The sequence below is a fragment of the Sphingomonas sp. Leaf37 genome (assembly GCF_920939475.1).
Classification (GTDB): domain Bacteria; phylum Pseudomonadota; class Alphaproteobacteria; order Sphingomonadales; family Sphingomonadaceae; genus Sphingomonas.
The window spans coordinates 976,699-1,000,946 of the sequence record NZ_CAKLAX010000001.1 but is presented as its reverse complement, the minus strand read 5'-3'; the positions used below and the strand labels follow the sequence as shown (position 1 = coordinate 1,000,946).

At 67.2% G+C, this 24,248-nt stretch carries 23 protein-coding genes; 12 read left to right on the top strand and 11 right to left on the bottom strand.

Features of this window, described 5'->3' with window-relative positions:
• Positions 1 to 129 precede the first annotated feature (129 nt).
• Positions 130 to 1,224: a fatty acid desaturase family protein gene (locus tag LRA87_RS04740; protein ID WP_230629810.1), complete on the bottom strand. Its 1,095-nt coding sequence runs from the start codon at positions 1,222 to 1,224 to the stop codon at positions 130 to 132.
• 155 nt (positions 1,225 to 1,379) lie between these two features.
• Here LRA87_RS04740 and LRA87_RS04735 point away from each other — a divergent pair, with 155 nt between their 5' ends.
• On the top strand, positions 1,380 to 2,531 hold the full coding sequence (locus tag LRA87_RS04735) for an N-acetyltransferase (RefSeq protein ID WP_230629597.1): 1,152 nt from the start codon (positions 1,380 to 1,382) through the stop codon (positions 2,529 to 2,531).
• A gap of 72 nt (positions 2,532 to 2,603) precedes the next feature.
• Here the strand turns inward: LRA87_RS04735 and LRA87_RS04730 are convergent, their stop codons facing one another.
• The 7 genes from LRA87_RS04730 to LRA87_RS04700 form a co-directional block, all read right to left on the bottom strand.
• Positions 2,604 to 2,957, bottom strand: a complete 354-nt coding sequence (locus LRA87_RS04730) for a HesB/IscA family protein (RefSeq protein WP_230629596.1) — start codon at positions 2,955 to 2,957, stop codon at positions 2,604 to 2,606.
• A gap of 116 nt (positions 2,958 to 3,073) precedes the next feature.
• Entirely contained in the window at positions 3,074 to 3,529 is a 456-nt protein-coding gene (locus LRA87_RS04725) for an SUF system Fe-S cluster assembly protein (protein WP_230629595.1), read from the bottom strand.
• Complete coding sequence (locus LRA87_RS04720; RefSeq protein ID WP_230629594.1) at positions 3,526 to 4,743, bottom strand: cysteine desulfurase; 1,218 nt, start codon at positions 4,741 to 4,743, stop codon at positions 3,526 to 3,528. The genes LRA87_RS04725 and LRA87_RS04720 overlap by 4 nt, the downstream gene beginning before the upstream one ends.
• A gap of 205 nt (positions 4,744 to 4,948) precedes the next feature.
• Positions 4,949 to 6,007 (bottom strand): SufB/SufD family protein, encoded by a 1,059-nt coding sequence (locus LRA87_RS04715; RefSeq protein WP_230629593.1) that lies wholly within the window; start codon positions 6,005 to 6,007, stop codon positions 4,949 to 4,951.
• A gap of 277 nt (positions 6,008 to 6,284) precedes the next feature.
• On the bottom strand, positions 6,285 to 7,028 hold the full coding sequence (gene sufC, locus LRA87_RS04710; protein WP_230629592.1) for a Fe-S cluster assembly ATPase SufC: 744 nt from the start codon (positions 7,026 to 7,028) through the stop codon (positions 6,285 to 6,287).
• Positions 7,029 to 7,158: 130 nt separating this feature from the next.
• The gene (gene sufB, locus LRA87_RS04705) at positions 7,159 to 8,643 is read right to left on the bottom strand and encodes a Fe-S cluster assembly protein SufB (RefSeq protein WP_230629591.1); all 1,485 of its coding nucleotides are present in this window, start codon (positions 8,641 to 8,643) and stop codon (positions 7,159 to 7,161) included.
• 2 nt (positions 8,644 to 8,645) lie between these two features.
• On the bottom strand, positions 8,646 to 9,113 hold the full coding sequence (locus LRA87_RS04700) for an SUF system Fe-S cluster assembly regulator (RefSeq protein WP_230629590.1): 468 nt from the start codon (positions 9,111 to 9,113) through the stop codon (positions 8,646 to 8,648).
• Positions 9,114 to 9,397: 284 nt separating this feature from the next.
• On the opposite strand from LRA87_RS04700, the gene LRA87_RS04695 reads away from it, so the two are divergent.
• From LRA87_RS04695 to LRA87_RS04680, 4 genes are all read left to right on the top strand, one after another.
• Positions 9,398 to 10,423, top strand: coding sequence for a quinone-dependent dihydroorotate dehydrogenase (locus tag LRA87_RS04695; protein ID WP_230629589.1), 1,026 nt, complete (start codon positions 9,398 to 9,400; stop codon positions 10,421 to 10,423).
• A gap of 40 nt (positions 10,424 to 10,463) precedes the next feature.
• Entirely contained in the window at positions 10,464 to 12,218 is a 1,755-nt protein-coding gene (gene ggt, locus LRA87_RS04690) for a gamma-glutamyltransferase (protein ID WP_443024826.1), read from the top strand.
• Positions 12,219 to 12,260: 42 nt separating this feature from the next.
• On the top strand, positions 12,261 to 14,063 hold the full coding sequence (locus LRA87_RS04685) for an AMP-dependent synthetase/ligase (protein ID WP_230629588.1): 1,803 nt from the start codon (positions 12,261 to 12,263) through the stop codon (positions 14,061 to 14,063).
• A 183-nt stretch (positions 14,064 to 14,246) separates the two neighbouring features.
• Positions 14,247 to 14,621, top strand: coding sequence for an endonuclease domain-containing protein (locus LRA87_RS04680; protein WP_230629587.1), 375 nt, complete (start codon positions 14,247 to 14,249; stop codon positions 14,619 to 14,621).
• 133 nt (positions 14,622 to 14,754) lie between these two features.
• On the opposite strand, the gene LRA87_RS04675 is transcribed toward LRA87_RS04680, so the two are convergent.
• Positions 14,755 to 17,616 (bottom strand): M16 family metallopeptidase, encoded by a 2,862-nt coding sequence (locus LRA87_RS04675; protein ID WP_230629586.1) that lies wholly within the window; start codon positions 17,614 to 17,616, stop codon positions 14,755 to 14,757.
• Between the two features lie 189 nt (positions 17,617 to 17,805).
• Between LRA87_RS04675 and LRA87_RS04670 the strand changes: the two genes are divergently transcribed.
• The 7 genes from LRA87_RS04670 (at position 17,806) to LRA87_RS04640 (ending at position 22,424) form a co-directional block, all read left to right on the top strand.
• On the top strand, positions 17,806 to 18,657 hold the full coding sequence (locus tag LRA87_RS04670) for an aspartyl/asparaginyl beta-hydroxylase domain-containing protein (protein ID WP_230629585.1): 852 nt from the start codon (positions 17,806 to 17,808) through the stop codon (positions 18,655 to 18,657).
• A gap of 107 nt (positions 18,658 to 18,764) precedes the next feature.
• On the top strand, positions 18,765 to 19,340 hold the full coding sequence (locus LRA87_RS04665; RefSeq protein WP_230629584.1) for a NifU family protein: 576 nt from the start codon (positions 18,765 to 18,767) through the stop codon (positions 19,338 to 19,340).
• Positions 19,340 to 19,933 (top strand): malonic semialdehyde reductase, encoded by a 594-nt coding sequence (locus tag LRA87_RS04660; protein WP_230629583.1) that lies wholly within the window; start codon positions 19,340 to 19,342, stop codon positions 19,931 to 19,933. Before LRA87_RS04665 ends, LRA87_RS04660 begins: the two co-directional genes overlap by 1 nt.
• Positions 19,934 to 20,053: 120 nt before the next feature.
• The gene (gene tsaB, locus LRA87_RS04655) at positions 20,054 to 20,713 is read left to right on the top strand and encodes a tRNA (adenosine(37)-N6)-threonylcarbamoyltransferase complex dimerization subunit type 1 TsaB (RefSeq protein ID WP_230629582.1); all 660 of its coding nucleotides are present in this window, start codon (positions 20,054 to 20,056) and stop codon (positions 20,711 to 20,713) included.
• On the top strand, positions 20,713 to 21,180 hold the full coding sequence (locus tag LRA87_RS04650) for a GNAT family N-acetyltransferase (protein ID WP_230629581.1): 468 nt from the start codon (positions 20,713 to 20,715) through the stop codon (positions 21,178 to 21,180). The genes tsaB and LRA87_RS04650 overlap by 1 nt, the downstream gene beginning before the upstream one ends.
• 58 nt (positions 21,181 to 21,238) lie before the next feature.
• Positions 21,239 to 21,661, top strand: a complete 423-nt coding sequence (locus LRA87_RS04645; protein WP_230629580.1) for a Fur family transcriptional regulator — start codon at positions 21,239 to 21,241, stop codon at positions 21,659 to 21,661.
• Positions 21,662 to 21,686: 25 nt separating this feature from the next.
• On the top strand, positions 21,687 to 22,424 hold the full coding sequence (locus LRA87_RS04640; protein WP_230629579.1) for a lysophospholipid acyltransferase family protein: 738 nt from the start codon (positions 21,687 to 21,689) through the stop codon (positions 22,422 to 22,424).
• Here LRA87_RS04640 and LRA87_RS04635 read toward each other — a convergent pair.
• Positions 22,397 to 23,194 carry a MipA/OmpV family protein gene (locus LRA87_RS04635; protein WP_230629578.1) on the bottom strand — a complete coding sequence of 266 codons (798 nt, stop codon included), beginning with the start codon at positions 23,192 to 23,194 and terminating at the stop codon, positions 22,397 to 22,399. The two genes, LRA87_RS04640 and LRA87_RS04635, sit on opposite strands and share 28 nt — an antisense overlap.
• Positions 23,195 to 23,248: 54 nt before the next feature.
• Positions 23,249 to 24,238 carry a hypothetical protein gene (locus tag LRA87_RS04630; protein ID WP_230629577.1) on the bottom strand — a complete coding sequence of 330 codons (990 nt, stop codon included), beginning with the start codon at positions 24,236 to 24,238 and terminating at the stop codon, positions 23,249 to 23,251.
• Positions 24,239 to 24,248 lie beyond the last annotated feature (10 nt).

Sequence of the window (24,248 nt, the reverse complement as noted above, 5' to 3'; positions counted from 1 at the left end):
TTACGTGGCGCCACGTTTGTGGCGCGGCGCAGAAGGGTGACGGCTCGGGGATCTCTTTACCTGTCGCCGACGGCTCGATGCCATCTCCGCATCCGACATCCGCCCGGTATAACGGTTCGCCCACGTCGGTCAGCGGGCGACCAATGTGCTCCGCACGATCTTGTTCACCAGGCCGGGCAGACCGGCGTAGCTCGCCTTGTGATAGGGCGATCCCTGCTCCAGCGCGCCGGTGATGCGACGATGCGCTTCACCCAGAGCGTGATACGGCAGGCTCGGCAGCAGATGATGCAGCGCGTGGTAGCGCAAGCCGACCGGCGCCCAGAGGGCCGGCAGCATCGATGGCGGCGGCACGTTGACCGAGTCGAGATATTGCGCGGTGACCGACATCGGTTCGCCGTCATTTTCCCACAGATGCGCCACCAGCGTCCGCACCTGATTGACCACCGCCACCCCCGATCCGATCGCCAGCGCGATGAGCACGCTGCGCAACGGGAAGACTCCAGTTGCGGTCAGCGCGACGACGGCAATCGCCCAGACACTCGCCGCAGCCTCGACGCGGTTCCACATCGTCCGCGCGTCCCCTTCGGGCGCTCGGCGGCGGAAGGACGGGTTGATCGCCAGCGCCGAATAGCGTTCCATCACCATCGTGCGCAGCCTGGGCGACAGCAAGGACACCGGCGACAGGATCGCATAGCGGATGAGCAGGCCGATGGGTGCGAGCGCGGAGATCACGACGAATGCGGGAAGCGTCCACGGCTTCATCAGCGCGAGCGGTAGATATTCCGGGTCCTCGGACGTGCCGTAGCGCGTCTTGGCGTGGTGAAGGTTGTGCACGCCTTCATACATGAAGCTCGGCACCAGCATCGGCACACCGATCAACACGTTCCACAAGCCACGGAAACGCGGCAGCGCGCTGCGCTTCATGTGGCTGACTTCATGGATGAAGCTGAGTGCCCGGTAGAGCGCCAACGCCGACACGAGCGCCGCCAGCAACACCCAGCCGGTGCCGCTGACCGTCACCGCAACCGCCAGCGCGCCATAGCCGATGGCCGCCGAAGCGATCAGGTCCGCCCAGTAGATGCCGGGCCGCGGGGCGATCAGGTCGCGCGTCAGCTCCGCCGCCGTGCGGAGCATCGCCTTGTCGTCGGCGATGCGCTGGCGAACGGCAGGAGCCGGAGCGTCCGCGGCGGCGGGCGCACGCGATAGGGTCAGCGAGCTTTCCATGGCGTGTTCCATTGCCCCCAGATAGTGGCGACAGCGTGGCATTTACAGGCTTGCCGCCGACGCCGGCGCTGCAACATCTCGATCACTGATGACGGAATCGTCACTCGCATCGCCCGTTCGCCGTGCTAGATCGCCCGCCAAATGGGAGGCCCGAGTTGAGCGACCTGACGATCACGCCCGTCACCACCAAGCGCGAACGCAAAGCGTTCGTCGACCTGCCCTTTCGTCTCTACAAGGACGATCCACACTGGATACCGCCGCTGAAGGGCGAGGCGCTGGGGCTGATCACGCCCGAGAAGAACGGCTGGTACAGCCATGCGAAGGTGCAGCTTTTCCTGGCGCGTGAGGGTGGCCGGGTGGTCGGTCGCATATCGGCGCATATCGACACGCTGGCGCTGACCATGCCCGCGGATCAGGGTTTCGGCCCCGGCGTCGGCCAATGGGGATTGATGGATGCGGAGCGCGAGGACATCTTCGTCGCACTGCTCGCAAGGGCCGAGGCGTGGCTGCGCGAACAGGGGATGACCCGTGCGCTGGGCCCGATATCGCAGTCGGTCTGGGAGGAGCCGGGACTGCTCGTCAAGGGATTCGATCATGCTCCGACGATCATGATGGGTCATGCCAAGCCCGAATATCAGGGCTGGATCGAGCGTGCCGGGTATGAACAGGTGAAGCAGTTGTTCACCTATGAGCTGGATATCACGCAGGAGTTTCCGCCGCTCGTAAAGCGGATCATCCAGTCGGGCGAGAAGAATAGCCGGATCGTGGTGCGCGAGGTCGACAAGAGCCGGTTCGAGGAGGAGGCGGCGATCATCCTCGCCATCCTGAACGACGCGTGGAGCGACAATTGGGGATTCGTGCCGCTGACCCCGCCGGAGATCAAGGATGTCGGCGTCAAGCTGAAGCCGATCGTGTTCAACGACCTGATCCGCATCGCGGAGCTGGACGGCAGGCCGGTGGCGTTCATGATCACGCTGCCCGACCTGAACGAGGCGATCGCGCCGCTGAACGGATCGCTGCTGCCGTTCGGCTGGGCGAAGCTGTTGCTATGGCTGCGCCGGCCGAAGGTGCGGACGATGCGGGTGCCGCTGATGGGGGTGTTGAAGGAGTTGCAGTCGTCGCGGATGGCGAGCCAGCTGGCCTTCATGATGATCGAATATATCCGTCGGGCATCGGTGGAGCGGTACGGCGCCAGCCGGGGCGAGATCGGCTGGATCCTGGAAGACAATCAGGGCATGCGATCGATCGCCGATACGCTGAACACGACCGTCAACAAGGTCTACAACATCTACGGCAAGGCGTTGTGACCTGATCGACTTGTGGTCGCGCGGGTCCGGCACGTCTGCTCTCTGTCCGTTCAGGACGGGGCGCCGACGTACCTAGACCGTGAAGCTTTCGCCGCAACCGCAGGCGCCCTTGGCATTGGGGTTGGCGAAGACGAAGCCGGCGGTGAAATCGTCCTCGACCCAATCCATCGTCGATCCGACGAGATACAGGATAGATCCGCCATCGACGAACAGCGTGCCGCCGGGCGTCTCGATCCGCTCGTCGAACGGCTTGGCCTCGGCGACGTAATCGACCGAATAGGCAAGGCCCGAGCAGCCGCGGCGGGGGGTCGACAGCTTGACGCCGATCGCGCCCTCTGGCGCGCGCGACATCAGGTCTGCGATGCGCGCGTCGGCGGTCGCGGTCAGGATCAGCGGCGCGGGGCGCTGGCGGAGGGTCGTGGCCATTCTTCTTCTCCTTCTCCCCTCCACTTCGAGGAGGGGCTGGGGGTGGGGCGATGTCTCACCGAGGCCGGTCCGACCCCTCCACCCCAACCCCTCCTCTGAAGAGGAGGGGCTTTTTGTTACAGCATGCCCAGTTCGAGCTTGGCGTCGTCGGACATCTTCTGCGGGTCCCACGGCGGATCCCAGACGAGGTTGACGTCGGCGAAGGCGATGCCGGGCACCGCGGCGACGCGCATCTCGACCTCGGCGGGCATCGATTCCGCGACCGGGCAATGCGGTGTCGTCAGCGTCATGGTGACGACCGCCTGCCCTTCAGCGGTTACCTCGACGCCGTAGATCAGGCCGAGATCGTAGATGTTGACCGGGATTTCGGGGTCGTAGATTTCCTTCAGCGCGTCGATGCATGCCTCGTACAGTGCGCCGCCGGGTTCGCCGGGGGCATCGCCCTGCGGCTTCTGCTGCAGGAAGCCCGACAGATAGTCACGTTCGCGGGGGGCCTGATCGGCTTCCTCGACGCGGGCGCGCGGCGGCGGGGTGACCGCGTCCACTTCCTCGATACGAAAGGTATCGCTCATCCGAATATCCTCGTTACCCGTTCGACGCCGCGTACCAGCGCCTCGATGTCCTGTGGGCCGTTATAGACCGCGAAGCTCGCCCGTGCGGTGGCGTCGACGCCGAGCGCCTCCATCAGCGGTTGGGCGCAATGGTGTCCGGCGCGGATCGCCACCCGGCCTTCGTCCAAGATGGTGCCGACGTCGTGCGGATGCACCCCCTCGACCGCGAAACTGACGATGCCGGCGCTGTCCTCCGGCCCGAACAGGCGGACCGAGTTGAGCGACGACAGTGCGTCGCGGGCGTCGAGGACCAGCGCGGTCTCGTGCGCGTGGATGCGGTCGATGCCGATGCCCTCGACGTAATCGATCGCCGCAGCGAGACCGAGGCCGCCGACGATGTGCGGGGTGCCTGCCTCGAACCGGCCCGGCGGGGGGGCGTAGGTGGTTTTGGCGAAGGACACGCGGTCGATCATCGAGCCACCGCCCTGATAGGGGGGCATCTGGTTGAGGAGGTCGCCCCTGCCCCACAGCACGCCGATGCCGGTCGGACCGTAGAGCTTGTGGCCGGAGAAGACGTAGAAGTCGCAGCCAATCTTTGCGACATCGACGGCGATCCGCGGCACTGCCTGACAGCCGTCGAGCAGGATCTTGGCACCGACCTTGTGGGCCAACTCCGTCGCCCGGGTCGCGTCGAGGACCGAGCCGAGGACGTTCGAGACGTGAGCGAGCGCGACGAGCTTGTGGCGCTCGGTCAGCATCGATCCCATCGCGTCGAGGTCGATGCGGTGATCGGGCGTCAGCGGGATCACGTCGATCGCGGCGCCGACGCGCTCGGCGGCCATCTGCCACGGTACGATGTTGCTGTGATGCTCCAGCATCGACAGCATGATGCGGTCGCCGGCCTTGAGCTGCGTCGCAGCCCAGCTATGCGCGACGAGGTTGATCGCCTCGGTCGCGCCGCGGACGAAGACGATCTCGTCGGGGGTGGTCGCGCCGATGAAGCGGGCAACCTTCTGCCGCGCGGCTTCGTAGGCGAGCGTCATGTCGGCGCTGCGCTGGTACACGCCGCGGTGGACGGTGGCGTAGGTTTCGGCATAGCCGCGGGTGATCGCGTCGATGACGACTTGCGGCTTTTGCGCGGTGGCGGCGGTGTCGAGATACGCCCAGCCGTCGGGGATGGCGGGGAAGTCGGCGACGCGGTCGAGCGGGGCTTCGCGGACGATCGTGTCGGTCATGCGACGCTCCCCGATGGCGTGATTCGCGCGCGGAAGTTGCCGAAGTTGACGGTACGTCCGCGTCGGAAACACTCCTTGGCCCGCTGGAACGGGCGAGCCTTCAGGCCGATCCGGCGGATGACTCCGGTACGGGAACCGTTGCGATGTAGGCGACGTAGCGCGAGCACGCCACCCACCCCCAGCCCCTCCCTGGCAGGGAGGGGAGTCATAGAATGCGCTCCAGCCATGCATCCGCGTCGGCGGCGAACGCGTCCCGGACGGTCTCATCGGCGATGCGGTCGAGCGCGTCGGCGACGAAGGCGCGGGTCAGGAGTGCTTTCGCGCGGGATTCGGGGATGCCGCGGCTCTGCATGTAAAACAGTGCGCGGCTGTCGAGTTCGCCGATCGTTGCACCGTGGGCGCACTTCACGTCGTCGGCGAAGATTTCCAGTTCGGGCTTGAGGTTCACCGTCGCGGTGCGCTGGAGCAGCAGGCCGCGGAGGGACTGTTCGCCGTCGGTCTTCTGCGCGTCGCGGGCGACCTCCACGGCGGCGGCGAGGCTGACCGTCGAGCGATCGGCGGCGACCGCGCGCCAGAGCTGGTGCGACTGGCCGTTGGGGTGCGCGTGGCGGACGCGGACGGCGCATTCCTGGCGTTGGTCGTCGCGGGTGAGTAATGCGCCGCCGAGCTCGGCGTAGGCGCCGTCGCCGTTGAGTGTCAGGGCGGCGTCCAGCCGGGTGCCGGCGGCGGTGGCGCCGAGCGCGACGCTGACGAAGCTGGCGGCTTCGGCGATGGTCACCTCGTCGCGGGTGGAGACGAAGCCGGCGGACTGGACGATGCGGACGGCGCGCATGACGCGGGCACCCCTGCCGAGGTCGAACCGGGTGAGCGTGTTGGTCCAGCCGGCGCCGGTGTAGCTTTCGACCAACGTCAGGACGGCGTCTTCGCCCAGCGTGATGACGAGCGGAGTCTGGCTGTCTTCACCAGCGTTGATGCGGGTGATCTCGATCGTCGTGACGCTGTTCGGAGCGAGGGTGATGCGGTGACCATTGCCCGAGGCGAAGCGGGCGAGTGCGTGGACGCTGGTGACGGCTTCCTCGGTGATCGTGAGGTCACCGATATGCTCGATCAGCATGCCGTTGGTGAACACGAGGCGTGCGGCGTCGGCGAGGATCGGGTCGGGCGTTTCGGTTGTGGCGATCGGGAGCGCGCGGGCGGCTTCGAGCGCGGGCATGTCGGCCCAGCGGAAGGCTTCCTCGCGGGTGGTGGGGAGGTCGAGGGTCATGCTGCGGCTCTGGTCGGAGAGAGATGATCACGCGAAGGCGCGAAGACGCTACGAGAAGAAGGTGTTTCGCGCGGAGACGCGGAGACGCGGAGAAGAAGGGGAGCAGGAGAAGAGAGGATGATTGCGCCTTCGGCGCAGGTCTTCATCTTGCCCGTCAGGGCTGTCTCGCTGCTGTTGGCGATGATCCGCGAGAGCGCGCCACTTGCTGCGCATCCTCCGCGTCTCCGCGTCTCCGCGTGAACCACTCTCCTCGCGTCTTCGCGGCTTCGCGTGATCATCACGCAGCCACCCCCGCGTAGCCCTCGCGCTCCAGTTCGTGCGCCAGCTCCGCGCCGCCCGAGCGGACGATGCGGCCGTCCGCCAGCACGTGGACGAAGTCGGGCTGCACGTAGTCGAGCAGGCGCTGGTAGTGGGTGATCAGCAGCACCGCCTTGTCGGGCGCGCGCATGATGCGGTTGATGCCGTCGCCGACGATGCGGAGCGCGTCGATGTCGAGGCCGGAATCGGTTTCGTCGAGGATCGCGAACTTGGGGTTCACGACGCCCATCTGCACCATCTCGTTGCGCTTCTTTTCGCCGCCGGAGAAGCCGACGTTGACCGGGCGCTTGAGCATCTCGGCATCCATGTCGAGCTTGCGCGCTTCCTCGCGGGCGAGCTTGAGGAATTCGGCGCCCGACAGCGGCTTTTCGTCGCGGCTGCCGCGCTGGGCGTTGAGCGCCTCGCGCAGGAACTGGACGTTGCTGACGCCGGGGATCTCGACCGGATATTGGAAGCCGAGGAACACGCCGGCGGCGGCGCGTTCGTTGGGGGCGAGTTCGAGGAGGTCCTGCCCGTCGAACGTGACGCTGCCCTCGGTCACCTCGTAACCGGGGCGACCGCCGAGGACGTAGCCGAGCGTCGACTTGCCTGCGCCGTTAGGCCCCATGATCGCGTGGATCTCGCCCGCGTTCACGGTGAGGGACAGGCCCTTGAGGATGGCCTTGCCGTCGATCTCGGCGTGGAGGTTTTCGATTTTAAGCATCTGTGTCGATCTTCTTCCTTAAGCCCCTCCCCTTCAGGGGAGGGGTTTGGGGGTGGGGCGTGTCTCACCGAGAGTGTCGCCCGCGTCCCCCACCCCAACCCCTCCCCTGAAGGGGAGGGGCTTCGATTGGTCAGCCCACCGAGCCCTCAAGGCTGATGCCCAGCAGCTTCTGCGCTTCGACGGCGAATTCCATCGGGAGCTGTTGCAGCACTTCGCGGGCGAAGCCGTTGACGATCAGGGCGACCGCAGCCTCCTGATCCAGACCGCGGCTCATGGCGTAGAACAGCTGGTCCTCGCTGATCTTCGACGTGGTGGCTTCGTGCTCGATCTGCGCGCTCGGGTTCTTCACCTCGATGTACGGCACGGTGTGCGCGCCGCATTGGTCGCCGAGCAGCAGCGAGTCGCATTGGGTGAAGTTGCGGACGTTTTCCGCCATCGGGCCGACGCGGACGAGGCCGCGGTAGGTGTTGTCCGAGCGGCCGGCCGAAATCCCCTTCGACACGATCGTCGAGCGCGATCCCTTGCCGAGGTGGATCATCTTGGTGCCGGTGTCCGCCTGCTGACGGTTGTTGGTGACCGCGACCGAGTAGAATTCGCCGACGCTGTTTTCGCCCGCGAGCACACAGCTGGGGTATTTCCAGGTAATCGCCGATCCGGTTTCGACCTGGGTCCACGACACCTTGCTGTTCTTGCCCTGGCAGAGCGCGCGCTTGGTGACGAAATTGTAGATGCCGCCGACGCCGTTTTCGTCGCCGGGATACCAGTTCTGGACGGTGCTGTACTTGATCTCGGCATCGTCCATCGCGACCAATTCGACCACCGCGGCGTGGAGCTGGTTCTCGTCGCGCATCGGGGCGGTGCAGCCTTCGAGATAGGAGACGTAGCTTCCTTTATCTGCGACGATCAGCGTGCGTTCGAATTGGCCGGTGTTCTCGGCATTGATGCGGAAATAGGTCGACAGCTCCATCGGGCAGCGGACGCCCTCCGGGATGTAGACGAAGGTGCCGTCGCTGAAGACCGCGCTGTTGAGCGTCGCGAAGTAATTGTCGCGCTGCGGCACGACCTTACCGAGCCATTTGCGGACGAGGTCGGGATATTCGCGGATCGCTTCGCTGATCGAGCGGAAGATGACGCCGGCGGCTTCCAGTTCCTTGCGGAACGTGGTGGCGACCGAGACGCTGTCGAACACCGCGTCGACGGCGACGCGGCGCTTGGGCTGGCCGTTTTCGTCAAGGTCCTCGACGCCGGCGAGCATCTTCTGCTCCGCGATCGGGATGCCGAGCTTTTCGTAGACGCGCAGGATTTCAGGGTCGACCTCGTCTAGCGAGCCGAGCTTCGGCTTCGCCTTGGGCTCGGCGTAATAATAGGCGTCCTGATAGTCGATCGGGGGGACGTTGAGCTTGGCCCAGTCCGGTGCCTCCATCGTCTGCCACAGACGGAAGGCCTTCAGGCGCCAGTCGAGCATCCATTCGGGCTCGTTCTTCTTGGCGCTGATATAGCGCACGGTGTCCTCGTTCAGGCCCTTCGGCGCGAAGTCCTGTTCGATATCGGACGAGAAGCCCCATTCGTAGGTCTTGGAGACGGCCGCGTAGGCCTCTGCGTTCTTGGTCGCCATGGTTACACCTGTTCGCCAACGAGGGCGGGAATGGGGCTGGAAATCGGATCGTGGGTCGGGATGGGCGCTCGGGAAAGGCGCGCGAGCGATACGCCGGCGAGCGCGCCGCGAACCGCTTCGTTGACGACGCCCCAATGCGGGCGGACCTGGCAATTGCCCTCGATCGCGCAATCGTGGCGGCTGCCCTCGACGCAGGAGGTCATCTGGATCGGGCCTTCGACCGCCTCAATGATGTCGGCGAGGCTGATCGCTGCGGCGGGGCGGGCGAGACGGAAGCCGCCGCCGGTGCCGCGGGCGCTCTCGATGAGGCCGGCGGAGGACAGGCGGCTGACCAGCTTTTGCGCGGTCGGCAGCGGCACGCCGGTTTCCTCGGCGAGCAGGGTCGCGTTGAGACGCGCCGCGCCGCCGCAATGACGGGCGGCGGCGGACATCATCACGACCGCATAATCGGCTAGGCTGCTGAGGCGCATCGGCTCCGAGTCGGTTGTTGCGGCCGCTTTGTTGAGAACGGGTCGCAAATCGGATCAATTCGATCCGATTGCGAGATAGGCTTTTGTGCGCTGCGGTCAAGGTGGGAGGGCATCTACATCACCATCCGTCATCCCGGCGAACGCCGGGACACATGGATGCGATCGGCCGGCGGTACGTCCATCAGCAGCCGAGTGCGTCCATGGGTCCCGGCGTTCGCCGAGATGACGGTTTGGAAAGCAGGCGAGCTTTGACCTGCACACATCTTGATGCGATGGGCAGCCACATGTCCTATCCCCTCCGCCCCCTGCTGTTCGCCCTCGATGCGGAGCGTGCGCATGCGCTTACCTTGAAGGCGCTGGGCGTGCGGGCGAAGCTGCCCTACCCTGCGGCCAAGCTGAACCCGCGGCTCGCCACCCGCATCGGCAGCCTCTCCTTTGCCAACCCGCTGGGCGTGGCGGCGGGGCTCGACAAGGACGGGGTCGCGATCGAGGGATTGTTCGGGCTGGGCTTCGGCGCGGTGGAGATGGGGACGCTGACGCCCGTACCCCAGAGCGGCAATGCCAAGCCGCGGCTGTTCCGGCTGGTCGCGGATCGCGCGGTGATCAACCGGATGGGGTTCAACAATGGTGGTCTGGAGGCCGGGCTGGCGCGGGCGCGCATCGCGGCGCGGGGAACGGGGCGGCTCGGGATCAACGTCGGCGCCAACAAGGATGCCACCGACCGCGTCGCCGACTATGTCGCGGGGGTGAGCGCCGCCGCGCCGATCGCCGACTACGTCACGATCAACATCTCGTCGCCCAACACGCCGGGGTTGCGCGACTTGCAGCATGGTGCGGCGCTGGACGAACTGCTGGCGGCCTGCACCGGGGCGCGGGGCGACACGCCGCTGTTCCTGAAGGTGGCGCCCGATCTCGACGCCGCGGCAATCGACGGCGTGGTGCGGGCGGCAATCGAGAGCCGGATCGACGCGATCATCATGGGCAACACCACGATCTCGCGGCCTGCCTTGCGATCGCCGCAGGCTGGCGAGACCGGGGGTCTGTCGGGCGCACCGCTCGCCGCGCTCGCACGGCAGCGGCTGGCGGATGTCCGCGGCGCATCCGGCGGCGCGATCGCGCTGATCGCGGCGGGCGGGATCGATAGCGGTGCGGAAGCCTATGCCCGCATCCGTGCGGGCGCGAGTCTGGTGCAAGTCTATTCGGCGTTGGTGTTCGAGGGGCCGGGACTGGCGCGATGCATCCTGCACGACCTCGACCGGCTGCTGGCGCGCGACGGATTTACGGATGTCGCGCAGGCCGTGGCGGCGTAACGGGTTGCCCTCGGCCGGGTAGCCGTTAGGCTTTGCGGCGATGAAGACCCTGTCGATCGCCCTCGCCGCCGCGACGCTGCCGCTCACCGCCTGCGCGGCGCAAACCAGACATCCCACGCCGGTGTCCACCAGAGCCCCCGGCATGGTCAGCGCCGCCGATCCGCGCGCGTCGGCGGCGGGCGTCGAGATCCTGAAGGCCGGCGGCAGCGCGACCGATGCCGCGATCGCGACGATGCTGGCGTTGAACGTGGTCGAACCGCAAAGCTCGGGCCTAGGCGGCGGCAGTTTCTGGGTTCGCCATGCCGCGAAGACCGGCAAGGTCACGACGATCGACGCACGCGAAACCGCGCCGGCCGCCGCCGACGCCCGCTGGTTCTATGCCGCCGACGGCACCCCGATGAGCCGGCGGGATGCCGTGCCCGGCGGTCGCAGCGTCGGCGTGCCTGGCGCGCTGCGCGGCATGGCGCTGGCGCATCGGCAGGCCGGCAAGCTGCCATGGGCGAAGCTGTTCGAACCTGCGATCCGGCTGGCGCGCGACGGATTTCGGGCGACGCTCCGTTTTCGCAATTCCGTCGCCGCCTATGGCACGCATCTGACGCCCGATGCGCGGACGGTGTTCACCATCCCCGCGGACGGCATCATGCGCAATCCGGCGCAGGCCGCGCTGCTCGAGCGGATCGCCCGTCAGGGTCCGGACAGCTTCTACGTCGGACCGCAGGCGCAGAAGCTGGTCGCGACGGTCAACGGCGCGGCGCACAACCCGTCGAAGATGACTACGGGCGACCTCGCCAGCTATGACGCCAAGCCGCGTGACGTGATCTGCGAGCCGTATCGCAGCTATCGTATCTGCGGCATGGGACCGCCGTCGTCGGGCGGGGTGACCGTGCTGATGATCCTGAAGCAGCTCGAACGGTTCGACATGGCAAAGCTGGGCAAGGCATCGCCGGTCGCGTGGCACCTGTTCGCCGAATCCTCGCGCCTCGCCTATGCCGATCGCAATATGTACGTCGGCGATCCCGATTTCGTGGCGGTGCCGATCAAGGGCATGCTTGATCCGACATATCTGGCGTCGCGATCGGCACTGATCTCGGAAAACACGACGTTGGCGAGCGTCACCGCCGGCACCCCGCCGGGGGCGCCCGCACGTACGCCCGCGCCGGTCAGCGAGGTCGCGGGCACCACCGACCTCGCCGTGGCCGACCGCGACGGCAACGTGGTCGAGGTGACGACGACGGTGGAGGGGCCGTTCGGATCGGGGCTGGTGATGGACGGCACCGTCCTCAACAACGAGCTGACCGATTTCGATATCGTACCCTTTGCCAAGGAGGGGAACGGGACCGGCTATCTGGTCGCCAACCGGGTGGAAGGCGGCAAGCGGCCGCGATCGTCCATGGCCCCGACGATCGTCTACAATGCCGACGGCAGCGTCCGGCTGGCCTTGGGCGCGGCAGGCGGATCGACGATCATAGCGCAGATCGCCAAGGCGCTGGTCGGCGTACTCGACTGGAATCTGTCGGCGCAGGACGCGATCGCGCTCGGGCTGGTGTATGCGCCGGGTCCGGGGGCGACGCTGGAGGCCGGATCGTCCGCCGTCGCCCTGCAGGCGGGGCTGACCGCCCTCGGCGAGCAAGTGCAGGTCGCGCCGATGGGGCTTAAGGCGAATGCGATTGAATGGCGTCAGGGCCGGTGGATCGGTGCCGCCGACCCGCGCAGCGAGGGCGTGGCGATCGGCGAGGACGGCAGCGTCAGCGACGTGACGCGGATGGCGCCGGTCGCCAATCGCCCTTCGGAATGAATGACGGCGGGCCACGAGCATCGCCGCGACAGGAGAGACACGATGAGCAGCACCCCGGCACGCAGCCTGGAACACTTCCCCAACCTCGTGACGATGTTCTTCACGCGGGCGCGCGAGAAGGGTGACGCGCCGTTCCTGTGGACCAAGACCAGCGGCGCGTGGACGGCGACGAGCTGGGCGGAGGCGGCGCGGCAGGTCGCGAGCCTCGCCGCCGGGCTGAAGGCGATCGGCATCAAGCCGGGCGACCGGGTAATGCTGGTGAGCGAGAACCGGCCGGAATGGTGCATCAGCGACCTCGCCATCATGGCGGCGGGCGCGATCACCGTGCCGACCTACATCACCAATACCGAGCGCGATCACACCCACATCATCGCCGATTCGGGTGCGTGCGCGATCATCGTGTCGACCGAGAAGCTGGCCAAGACGCTGCTGACCGCGGTGCTGCGATCGAACCGCGGCCAGACGGTGATCGGTATCGATGCGATGCGCGCGCCGCAGGGCGGGGTCGACTTCCACGACTGGCGGACGCTGATCGCGGATCATCCGGCCGACCCGGCGGAGGCCGAGGCGGCAGCGACGTTCCGGCGCGGCGACCTTGCCTGCATCATCTACACCAGCGGCACCGGCGGCGCGCCGCGCGGGGTGATGCAGCATCACGGCGCGATCCTGCACAACGTAAAGGGCTGCGCGACCGTCATCTCCGAGGATTTCGGCTGGGACGACGAGGTGTTCCTGTCGTTCCTGCCCCTGTCCCACGCCTACGAACACACCGGCGGGCAGCATTTCCCGATCGGGCTGGGCGGGCAGATCTATTATGCCGAAGGTCTCGACAAGCTGGCGGCGAATATCGAGGAGGTGCGGCCGACGATCATGTTCGTCGTGCCTCGCCTGTTCGAAGTGCTGCGCACGCGGATCAGCAAGGCGATCGAGAAGCAGGGGGGCATGTCGTCCTATCTGCTGGCCAAGGCGCTCGACGTCGGCGCGAAGGAGAATGACGGGCGCGTGCGGCTGGTCGACCGACCGGCGCAATTGCTGGTGCGTACGCTGTTCAAGCCGAAGATCGCGAAGAAGTTCGGAGGGCGGATGAAGGCGATGGTGTCGGGCGGCGCGCCGCTGACGCCGGAGGTCGGGCTGTTCTTCCAGTCGCTCGGCGTCACCTTCCTGCAAGGCTATGGCCAGACCGAGGCGGCGCCGGTGATCTCGTGCAACCGGCCCAGCGCGGGCATCCGGATGGATTCGGTCGGCCCGGCGCTGATCGATACCGAGGTCGTGATCGCGCCCGACGGCGAGATCCTGGTGCGCGGCGAGCTGGTGATGCACGGCTATTGGCGCAACGAAGCGGAAACCGCGCGGGTGCTGAAGGACGGCTGGCTCCACACCGGCGACATCGGCGAGATCGACAGCGCCGGCCGGATCAGGATTACCGACCGCAAGAAGGACCTGATCATCAACGACAAGGGCGACAATGTCGCGCCGCAGAAGGTCGAGGGGATGCTGACGCTGCAACCCGAGATCGTGCAGGCGATGATCGCCGGTGACCGGCGGCCGTACATGGTCGCGCTGGTGGTGCCCGACCCCGACTGGACGCAGGAATGGTGCGCGGCGAACGGCACGTCGTGCAAGTTCGAGCGACTGGCGGAGAACAGCGCGTACCGCACCGCGATCGGCCAGGCGATCGAGCGGGTGAACAAGGAACTGTCGGTCACCGAGCGCATCCGGCGGTTCGTGCTGGCGGACGCGCCGTTCGGAATCGAAAACGAGCAGCTGACGCCGAGTTTGAAGATACGGCGGCATGTGATCCGGGGGGTTTACGGCGAGCGGCTGGACGCTTTGTACAAGGGGTGAGCGGGTAAGGGATGAGGCGACGGTTCATCGGCTTGAGGGATTGAGCTGAGAGCTCATCGCCTACCTCCCCCTCCGTCACGCCTTCGGCGCGCCACCTCCCCCTCGCGGGGGAGGACTGATCTTAATTCCTCCCCCGCGAGGGGGAGGTGGCGCCGCGTAGCGGTGACGGAGGGGGAGGCAGGGTTGGAGCTTGGTGGCTCGAAGCGGAACCTCGATCAGGCGAAACGTCTGAGGCGCGAACTGACGCTGCCGGAGATCCTGCTGTGGCGGGAGTTACGGAAGCTGGACGTCCGCTTTCGCAAGCAGGTGCCTGCCGATCCGTACGTGCTGGATTTCTACTGCGCCAAAGCCCCGCTGGTGATCGAAGTGGACGGCGAGGCACATGGTCGCGGCGATCGGCCCGCGCGCGATGCACGTCGGGATGCGTGGCTGGCCTCGAAGGACATCCGTACGTTGCGGATCAGCGCGACCGATGTCCTGCGCAATCTCGACGGCGTGATGCAGCACATCCTCACGGAACTCGGCGCCCGCGGAAGCGCCCCCTCCACCACCGGCTAGCGCCGGCGGTCCCCCTCCCCCGTTCAAGCGAGGGAGGACTTCGAGGTCATTCCTCCCCCGCGAGGGGGAGGTGGCACCGCGTAGCGGTGACGGAGGGGGAGGTCAGCGGCGAACCTCGCACCCTCATCGCCCCTCACTTCTTCTTCGGCAGCACCGCCAGCGTCCAGTCCTTCTGCGGCACCAGATACTTCGCTGCGGTCGCTTGCAGCACTGCGGGCGTCACGTCGCCGAAGTCGCGGCCGATGCGGCGCGTCGCGTCCAGCTTCCGGTCGTCGTATGCGCCGCCGGACAGCTCGCGCAGCCAGAACAGGCTGCTGGTCGCGGCGCGGGCGTAGACCTGTTGCAGCGGACCCTTCACGCGGGCGAGTTCGTCGTCGCTGACCGGGTTCTTGGCGAGGTCCGCCGCGATCTCGCGCGACAGGCGGAAGAACAGATCGACGTTCGCGGGTGCGACCTGGCTGACCGCCATCAGGCGACCGCCGCCGGGCAAGCCCTTCGGCCAGCTGCTCGCGACGCCGGGGCTGTAGCTCGCGCCTGCGGCCTGCCGCATCCGTTCGAACAGGCGGTCGCTGAACACCTGCGCCAGCACGTCGAGGCGTCGCGCTTCGGCGATATCGGCCATCCCGGCGCCGGTCGGCCACGCGATCACGGCGCTCGCCTGATTGTCCGGACCGTTGTGATAGCGCAGGACCGGCGTCGTATTGTGCGCGGGGAAGCGAACCGGCGGCGGCGTGGTCGCCGGTGCGGTGCGCGCAGGGATCGCGCCGAGGCTCTTCGCCACCGCCGCGACCGCCTCTTCCGCCTTGACGTCGCCGAACACGTCGACCTCGATCGGGCCGCTGGCGAGCAGAGGCGACCAGAACGACTGGAAGCCCTTCGGTGTCAAGGCATTCACCGCCTTGGCATCGGGCGTCGCCCAGCGCGGATCGCCGGCGTGCAGCAGGCCCTCCAGATCGCGCGACAGCACGCCGTCCGCCGACGAATCATAGCCGGGGATCGCGGTCAGCGCCGCCGACTTCGCGCGGGCCACCGGTGCCGGGTCCCAGCGCGGATGGGCAAGCTTGGCGGCGATCAGCGTCAGTTCGTCGGCATAATCCTTGGGGCTGCTGAGCGCGGCGACCGAGAAGGTATCCTCGTCGATACCGAAATCGAGGCCGAGCTGACGGCCGGCAGTCAGCTGGTCGAGGTCATCCTGACCCAGATTGCCGATCCCGCTTTCCATCAGCGCGAGATCGCCGGCCCATGCCGGGCTCGGCCTGTTCGCGGGCAAGCCGTTATAGCCGTTGCCGAACCGTACCCGCACGAAGACGCGACCGGTGTCGTCGGCATTGGGGAAAAGCAGCATGCGGACGCCGTTGGAGAAGACGATCTTCTCGACCGGCAACCCCTCGATCGGGGTGCGCGTGACCACGGTGCCGGGCGTGCCGAGCGCCGGCAGCTTGCTGAAATCGACCGCCGCCTGATTGGCGCGCTTGATCGTCAGCGTCGATACGTCTGCCTTCAGCGCGGCGGCGAGTTTCTCCGCCGTGCCCTTTTCCGAGGTGCGCGTATTGACGAGGGCGCGAGTCGCCGTGCCCTCGAACAGTTTCTTCGACGAGGCGAAGACCGCGGCGGGGTTGAACATCCCCTTCTGCTTGGCCTCGGTCAGGATCGCGTAGGAGTTTTCCGGCGCGGTCACCGTTTCGCGGATGTCGAGCGCGCCGGCCATGTCGTCGGCCTGCTTGGCGCTCGCCTCGACCCGCGCGGTTTCGACGCCGTTGCGGATCGCGACCTCGTAATCGGCATATTCGCGGTCGATCTCCGCCTGCGTCGGCGGCGAGTTCTGCGCATCGGCGATCACCGCGCGCACGTCCTTCAGCGCCTGTTCCCACTGATCGCCGACCGGCAGGATCAGGACCGTAGTCATGTTCGCCGAGCGCGACCGGTCGTCGAGGTCGACGCCGGCCTGCACGAAGCTCGCACCGGCGCGCGCGCGGCGTTCGAGGCGGCGGCTGATCACCTTCGCCGCGATCGTGTCGACCATCCGCTTCTGGTTGAACAGCCTGGTGTCGTCATTGTACTGCCACGGGCGCACCACACCCATCATGACGAGCGGGGGCAGGCCGGGTTCGACCAGCGTCGCGGACGTCGGCTGTTGCGACGACGGCTTGCCGAAATCGGGCGCCGGGCTGGTCTGGCCCTTGCCCTTCCAGTCGGCGAAATGTTTGGTGACGAGCTGGCCCAGCGTGGCGGCATCCATGTCGCCCGAGATGATGACGACCGCGTTTTCCGGACGATACCAGCGATCGTGGAACGCCTTCACGCTGGCGCCGTTCGCCGCCTCCAGCGTCTCCACGGTGCCGATCGGGGAGCGGGTGGCGAGCGGTTGTCCGGCAAAGAACAACCCGTTCATCGCGTCCTGCAACTTGACCTGCGGACCCGGTTGTTCGCGGCGTTCGGCGAGCACGATCGGGCGTTCGGCGGAAACGGCGGCATCGGTCAGCACCGGCGCGGCCATCATCCCGGACAGGATCTTGAGGCTTTCGTCGACTGTCTGGTTCGTCGCGGACGGCAGGTCGAGCTTGTACAGCGTCTGCGTCGGCGTGGTCGATGCGTTGCTGTCGGACCCGAAGGTCGCGCCGAACCGCTGCCACACCCGCTTCGCCTCGCCATCGGGCACATATGCCGACCCGCGGAACGACAGATGCTCGATGAAATGGGCGAAGCCGCGCTCGCTGTCCTTCTCGTTGAGCGAGCCCGCGTCGATGCGGACGCGGATCGACACCTGCCCCGGCGGCACCCCGTTCTTGCGTACGGCATAGCGCAGGCCGTTCGGCAGCGTGCCAAACACCCACGCCGGATCGTGCGGCAGGTCGCTGCCCTTGTAGAGCCATGCGGTGGGATCGACCTTGACGGCGGACGCCTGGACCGGTGCGGGAGCCCTGGTCTGGGCAAGGACCGTCGTGGACATGGCCACGACGAGAACGGGCGCGAACGCGCGGGGGAAGAACGCCATAGAGCTCGCATGTAGCGCCTGCCGCCCGCCGCCGCCACCCGATCCCTGTCACGATGCCCGTGATCGCGGCAACGGATCGCCCCAATCCCCCCGTTTCGGTCATCATTTTGCCCCAGCCGGCGCTTAGCTGACCGATCCAGAACATGGCCGGACGCATGGTTTCGGCTCGACTCGGTGATGGTGCGTGTGATGACGGTCGGAACGAAGCAAGCGGCCCCCGCAATGTGGCGGCAATCGGGCGAGGCGCCCTGCCCCGCCCGCATGGTACCGGATCACGCCGTGGTGTCCGGCGCGTCGTCCGCGCCGATGGCGGCGGAGCGTGGCCGTCCACTCATCATCCGGATCGGCAAGCATTTGCGCGGCGCTTTCGACCGGCTGATCGCGTCGTCGTCGCTGGTCGCCAACGATCCGGTACTCGACGTCCGCGACTTCGCCTGGACCGCGCTGCTCCGCGAAGCATGGGAGGACATCCGCGACGAGGCGATCGCCGTGACCCGTGGCGAGGCGGCCCCCAGCCTTGCCACGATCTCGCCCGACCACCGCTCGATCGCCGAGGTCGGCAAGTGGCGCTCGTTCTTCCTGTGGGGCTACGGCTATCCGATCGACGACAACCTGGCCCGCTGCCCGCGGACGCAGGCGCTGGTCGAGCGTATTCCGGGACTCAACAGCGCATTCTTCTCGATCCTCGCGCCCGGCACGCACATCCCGGCACACCGCGGCGTGACCAAGGGGCTCATCACCTGTCACCTGGGCCTGATCGTGCCGCGCGACGGCGACGTCCGGATGCGGGTAGCCGATCGCGTCGTCCGCTGGGCGGAGGGCGAGACGCTCGTCTTCGACGACACCTATGATCACGAGGTGTGGAACGACACCGCGGGCACGCGCGTGGTGTTGCTGGTGCAGTTCGAGCGACCGTTGCGCAATCCGGGCAAATGGTTCGCGGATTTCTTTCTGGGGTTCGTGCGGAGGTCGGCGTTCGTACAGGAAGCGCGCGAGAATATCGCCAGCTGGAATGCGGCGGTGAAAGGGCTGGAGGCCTAACCCCCTTCATTCCTCACCCGCCGGAGGGAGGAATGGGTTGCACCCGGAAACAATCCCTTTCCCGGTCGGCGCTTGATCCACCGGTCGCCACGGTCCACATGGCAGGCATGCTGATCGAGACCGAAACCACCCCCAATCCGGCGACCCTCAAGTTCTTGCCGGGCCGGATCGTCATGGACGCCGGGACGCGCGATTTCGCGACGCCGGAGGAAGCAGACGCGAGTCCGCTCGCCGAGATGCTGTTCGCGCTCGGCGACGTGACCGGCGTGTTCTTCGGCCGGGACTTCGTGTCGGTCACCGCCGCGCCGGGCGTCGAATGGCACAGCCTGAAACCCGACGTGCTCGCCATCCTCCTCGACCATTTCGCTGCAAACATGCCGCTGTTCCGTCAGGGCAGCGCCGGCTTCAGCGTGCCGGGCGCGGAAGAGGAGGTCACTACCGACGATCCCGCAGACGCCGAGATCATCGCCCAGATCCGCGAATTGATCGACACGCGCGTGCGCCCGGCGGTGGCGAACGACGGCGGCGATATCGTCTATCGCGGCTTCGACAAGGGCAAGGTGTTCCTGCGGATGCAGGGCGCGTGTGCCGGCTGCCCGTCGTCGAGCGCGACGCTGAAGAGCGGCATCGAGCAGCTACTGAAATACTATGTCCCCGAAGTCACCGAAGTGAGGGCCGTCTGATGCCGGATGTGTTGAACGACGAAGCGCTCGATCGCATCTTCCGCACCGCGCGCAGCTATAACGGCTATACCGACCGCCCGGTGGCGGAGGAACAGCTGCACGCGATCTGGGACCTGATGAAATGGGGGCCGACATCGGCGAACCAGCTGCCAGCACGGCTGATCTGGTGCGTCAGCGAAGAGGCGAAGGCGAAGCTCGCCGCCTGTACGTCGGCGCAGAACCAGCCCAAGATCCTGAAGGCGCCGGTCAGCGTCATCATCGCGATGGACGTCGAGTTTCACGAGCATCTGCCAGAGCTGTTTCCGCATACCGATGCCAAGGCATGGTTCGACGGCAATACCGAATTGCGTGAAGCATCGGCATTCCGCAATTCGACTCTGCAGGGTGCCTATTTCATCATCGCCGCGCGCGCACTCGGGCTGGATACCGGCCCGATGTCCGGCTTCGATCAGGGCGCCGTCGACAAGGCGTTCCTTGCCGACCGGCCGGGGGTGCGGACCAACTTCATCTCGACGCTGGGCTATGGTGACCCGGCGAGCGTGTACGATCGCCTGCCCCGGCCGTCGTTTGCGAAGTTCAATACGATCGCCTGACGGTTCCCCGTCACTCCGGATGGGTTCCGGGGTGACGCGCGGCGTCGCCCGCTGCGCGATCGCACATCACCCGCTTGTGTCCCCTCGCCGCCTGTCGCAAAGCGGGTGCCAGCCAAGTCTATGACCGACAACCCTTCCCCCCGCACGCTCGTGATCGATACCGCGACCGCCGCTTGCTCGGTCGCGCTGATCGAGGGGGGCGTGGTCATCGCCGCCGCGCACCGCGAAGTCGGTCGGGGTCATGCCGAACAATTGCTGCCGATGATCGCGGATCTGCCCGATGGCGGTCGCGCCGCGCATATTCTGGTCGATGTCGGCCCGGGCAGCTTCACCGGCCTGCGCGTCGGTATCGCCGCTGCCCGTGGCCTCGCCCTTGGCTGGGACGCGGACGTGCATGGCTATTCCAGCCTCTCGCTGATCGCCGCCGCCGCCTTCGCCGCCGGAGAGGGCCGTGATATCGCCGTCATGCTGGAAGGCGGGCATGGCGAGGTGTTCATGCAAGCCTTCGCCCCCGGCGCCGTCCCGCTCGACACGCTGGCCTCGCGCAAGCCGGAGGCCGCGATCGAAGCGCTCGCCGGGCGTCATCCGGTGGGTAACGGCGTCCGCTGGCTGCAACAGGTCGCGCCCGACCTTGCCGGTACGCCGGCCCTGCCGAACGCTGCCGACGCTTTGCTGCTACCGGATGCGCTGGCCACGCTGCCGCCCCGTCCGCTCTATGGTCGCGCACCCGATGCGAAGCTGCCCGGCGGCAAGCCGACCGCTGCCGGCGTTGTGGCCTGATGGCGACGCGTCAGGTCCTGCTGCGTACCGGCGATGCGCGCGACGCCGCCATCGTCGATACGCTGATGGTCGCCGCGTTCGACCCGCGGTACGGCGAGGCGTGGACGCGCAACCAGTGCATGGGCGTGCTCGCAATGCCCGGCGTGCGCCTGACGCTGGCGTTCGTCGACGACCGGGCCGCGGGCTTCGCGATGGTACGCAGCGTCGCGGACGAAGCGGAACTGTTGTTGCTGGCGGTCGATCCCGCATGCCGTCGCCGCGGCATCGCCACCGCGCTGTTGCGCGCGGTCATCGCCGAAGCGCAGGCGGGCGGCATCGTCGATCTGCATCTTGAGGTGCGTGCGGGCAACGAGGCGATGAAGCTGTACGTCGCGCAGGGCTTCGCCAAGGTGGGCGAGCGGCGGGGCTATTATCGCGGCAAGACCGGACAGGTGTTCGACGCCCATACCTATCGCCGCGCCGTTTAGCGCTTGTTGCGAGTCGGTTTCGCTTTTCGCAACAAGCCTCCTGCACTACATCATGCGGATGCCCCGCAAGATCGATCTCGAAGCCCTCTGCAACCAGAAGGGCCTGCGCATCACCGAGCAGCGTCGCGTCATCGCACGCGTGCTGTCCGAAGCCGAAGACCATCCCGATGTCGAGAAGGTCTATGAGCGCGCCTCGGCGATCGATCCGGGTATCTCGATCGCCACCGTCTATCGCACGGTGCGGCTGTTCGAAGAGGCGGGAATCCTCGACCGCCACGATTTCGGCGACGGTCGCGCCCGCTACGAACCCTCGCCGGAGGCGCATCACGATCACCTGATCGACGTAGAGACCGGCAAGGTGATCGAGTTCGTCGATCCGGAACTGGAGCAACTGCAAAAAGCGATCGCGGAAAAGCTGGGCTTCCGCCTCGTCGATCACCGCATGGAGCTGTACGGCGTCAGCCTCGACCGCAAGCAGTGATCCGCGCGCGGGTGGCGTCGGATTGATGGCGAACCTGCGGCTTGCTGCCCGGCTGCTGGCGCTGGTGCTGGCGTTGCTCGGGGCGCTTTGCATGCATGGGCTGTGGCGGCTGCTGCGCCTGCAATCGCCGTGGCCACGATTGTTTCTCGGGCTGGTGGCGCGGATCGTCGGCGCGCAGGTGCGGGTGATCGGCGTGCCGTTGCGCCGCGATGTCGTATTCCTCGCCAATCACCTGAGCTGGATCGACATCCTGGCGATTGCGGGGGCGACCGGCAGTAGCTTCGTCGCCAAGGGCGAATTGCGGCATGTGCCGCTGGTCGGCTGGCTGTGCACGCTGAACCGTACGATTTTCGTCAGTCGGGACGACCGGTTGCAGGTATCCGCGCAGATCGCCCGCCTGCGCGAGGCGTTGGGCGCGGGCCGGGCAGTGACCATCTTTCCCGAAGGCACCACCGGCGACGGCGTCACCCTGCTGCCGTTCAAGGCGGCGCTATTGGCCGCGCTCGATCCGCCGCCGGCGGGCGTGCGGGTGCAGCCGATGCGCGTCGATTATGGTACGGCGACGGACGATCTCGCCTGGGTGGGCGACGAGCCGGGGCAGTCGCATGCGCTGCGGGTACTGCGGCGGCGCGGAACGTTCGCGGTGACGCTGCACGCGCTCGCCCCGTTCGATCCGGCCGAAGCCGGCAATCGCAAGGCGATCGCGTCACAAGCACGCGCCGCGATCGAGAACGCTCAGTCGACCCCGGCACCGAAAGTATAGGTCAGCGCCACGCCGCCCGACAGCTGGTTGCGCGATCCGAACGCACGCACCACCGGCGATCGGCCAGCGTCGTCCACCAGCCGGTCGTATTTGGCATAGCCATATGCGCCCCAGCGCGGCGTGAGCTGGCGCAGCAGCCCGGCCGTCGCCCCGACCGCCTGTATACCGCTGCCCGCACGGAACGCCGGCAGGCCCGAACGCACCGCGTCGACGGGCGCGATTCCGAAATAGGCGCGATTGTAGCGGCCGTTCGACACGGTGACCCGCGGCCCGATCGAGAACAGCCAACGGTCGCCATCGCGGGCGATATAGTCGCCGCCGACCACACCGATCAGACCCTTGTGGCCACCGATCCCCTGACGCACTTCCGCCCGCAGACGGACGGCGTCGGTCACCGCATATTGCGCGAAGCCGCCCAGTTCGACGGTAAAGCCGACCTTGGGCAACGCACCGCCCACGTCGCGGCTGCGTCGCTTCCCTTCGAAACCGATCGCGGGACCGAACTGGAAGCGGCCATCGCGGATCACCGGGAAGCCGGCGCTTTCATCGGGCGCCTCGAACGCGAAAGGCGTGTCGCCGCTGGTCCGCGATACGTCGACGAACGGACGCAGGCCGAGCGAATCGGATCCGGGATAGCTCGGGACCAGTTGCGGCCCCAGCGTGACGCGCGTGCGGCGCGGTTCGCGCGGCGCGTCCTGCGCGGCGGCGGGCAGGATACCGCAACCGGCAGCGGCCAGCAGGGCAAAAGCGATCGGGCGATATGTCGTCATGCCGATGACGGTACAGGATTTCGCCGGCTTGGCGAGCGGGAAGCGCGGGTCGTGTCACTCGGTGCCATGGGCCGCGACCGGAACGAGCAGATCGACGCGGCGATTGACGCAGGCCAGCGCCGCCGTGGGTTCGTCATGACCATCGTGGACGCATGCCCGCACCATCGCGCAGCCGATCCGGTCGAGCCGCGGATCGCCGCTGGAAATATCGGTGTGACACCACCGCAAAGCCCGTCCGGTGCTCGCGTAGTGTAGCCGCAATTTGCGCAGTTTGCGGGCGATCACGACGATGTCGTCTGCCTGTTCGGCCGCGACGGAAGGCGCCGGTGGCGGTGCCTTTGCGGGCTCAATCGTGGAGAATTCGGCCGCGGGCTGGTGATCGGGTTCGCTCGGCAGCGGGCCGGTCGGAATGCCGTCCTGCCGGGATGCCGGCGCGGCCAAAGTGGCACCCGGACAATCGCCGACCCGCCTGCCCTCTACCGCCCAGCGCGCGCTCGACAGGGTTTCGCCCTGAAAACTCGCCTTCTGGCGATATCGCGCCGCCAGCGTCGTCTCGGCGATCCGGGCATTCAGGCGCGTGTCGTCCGAAATGAGTCCCCATGTGCCCATGTGGCTGCAATGGCGGCTGCCGCTGACCCGATTGCTGGTGATCGACAGGCCGAAGCGCGAACAGCTCTGCGCGCCATCGAACATCGCCTCCGCGCCAATCAATTGATCGACGATCGCAGCCGTGTCGCCATCGCCGATACAGCGGGTCCAGGTGGTGCCGAGCCGCGGCGGCGACGCCATCCGCTGTCCCGGCTGCGCTTCGGTGACGCGCATTCCCGACTGGAACGTCCACAATCCTGCGATCATGCGCGGTGTTCCGCCATTGACGATGATGTCGGGTCCCGAAGGCGTCGGCACCTTCGGGGCGCGTTGCGCCCACAGGCCGGCGGAAAGGCCGATCGCGATCGTCAGGACCACGCCATGTACCATCCGGCTGTTCATCGGCTCCTCCTGCGTCGACGCGGTATCGTTCCACGATTCGATGCGGCAGGCCATGCGTTTCGTG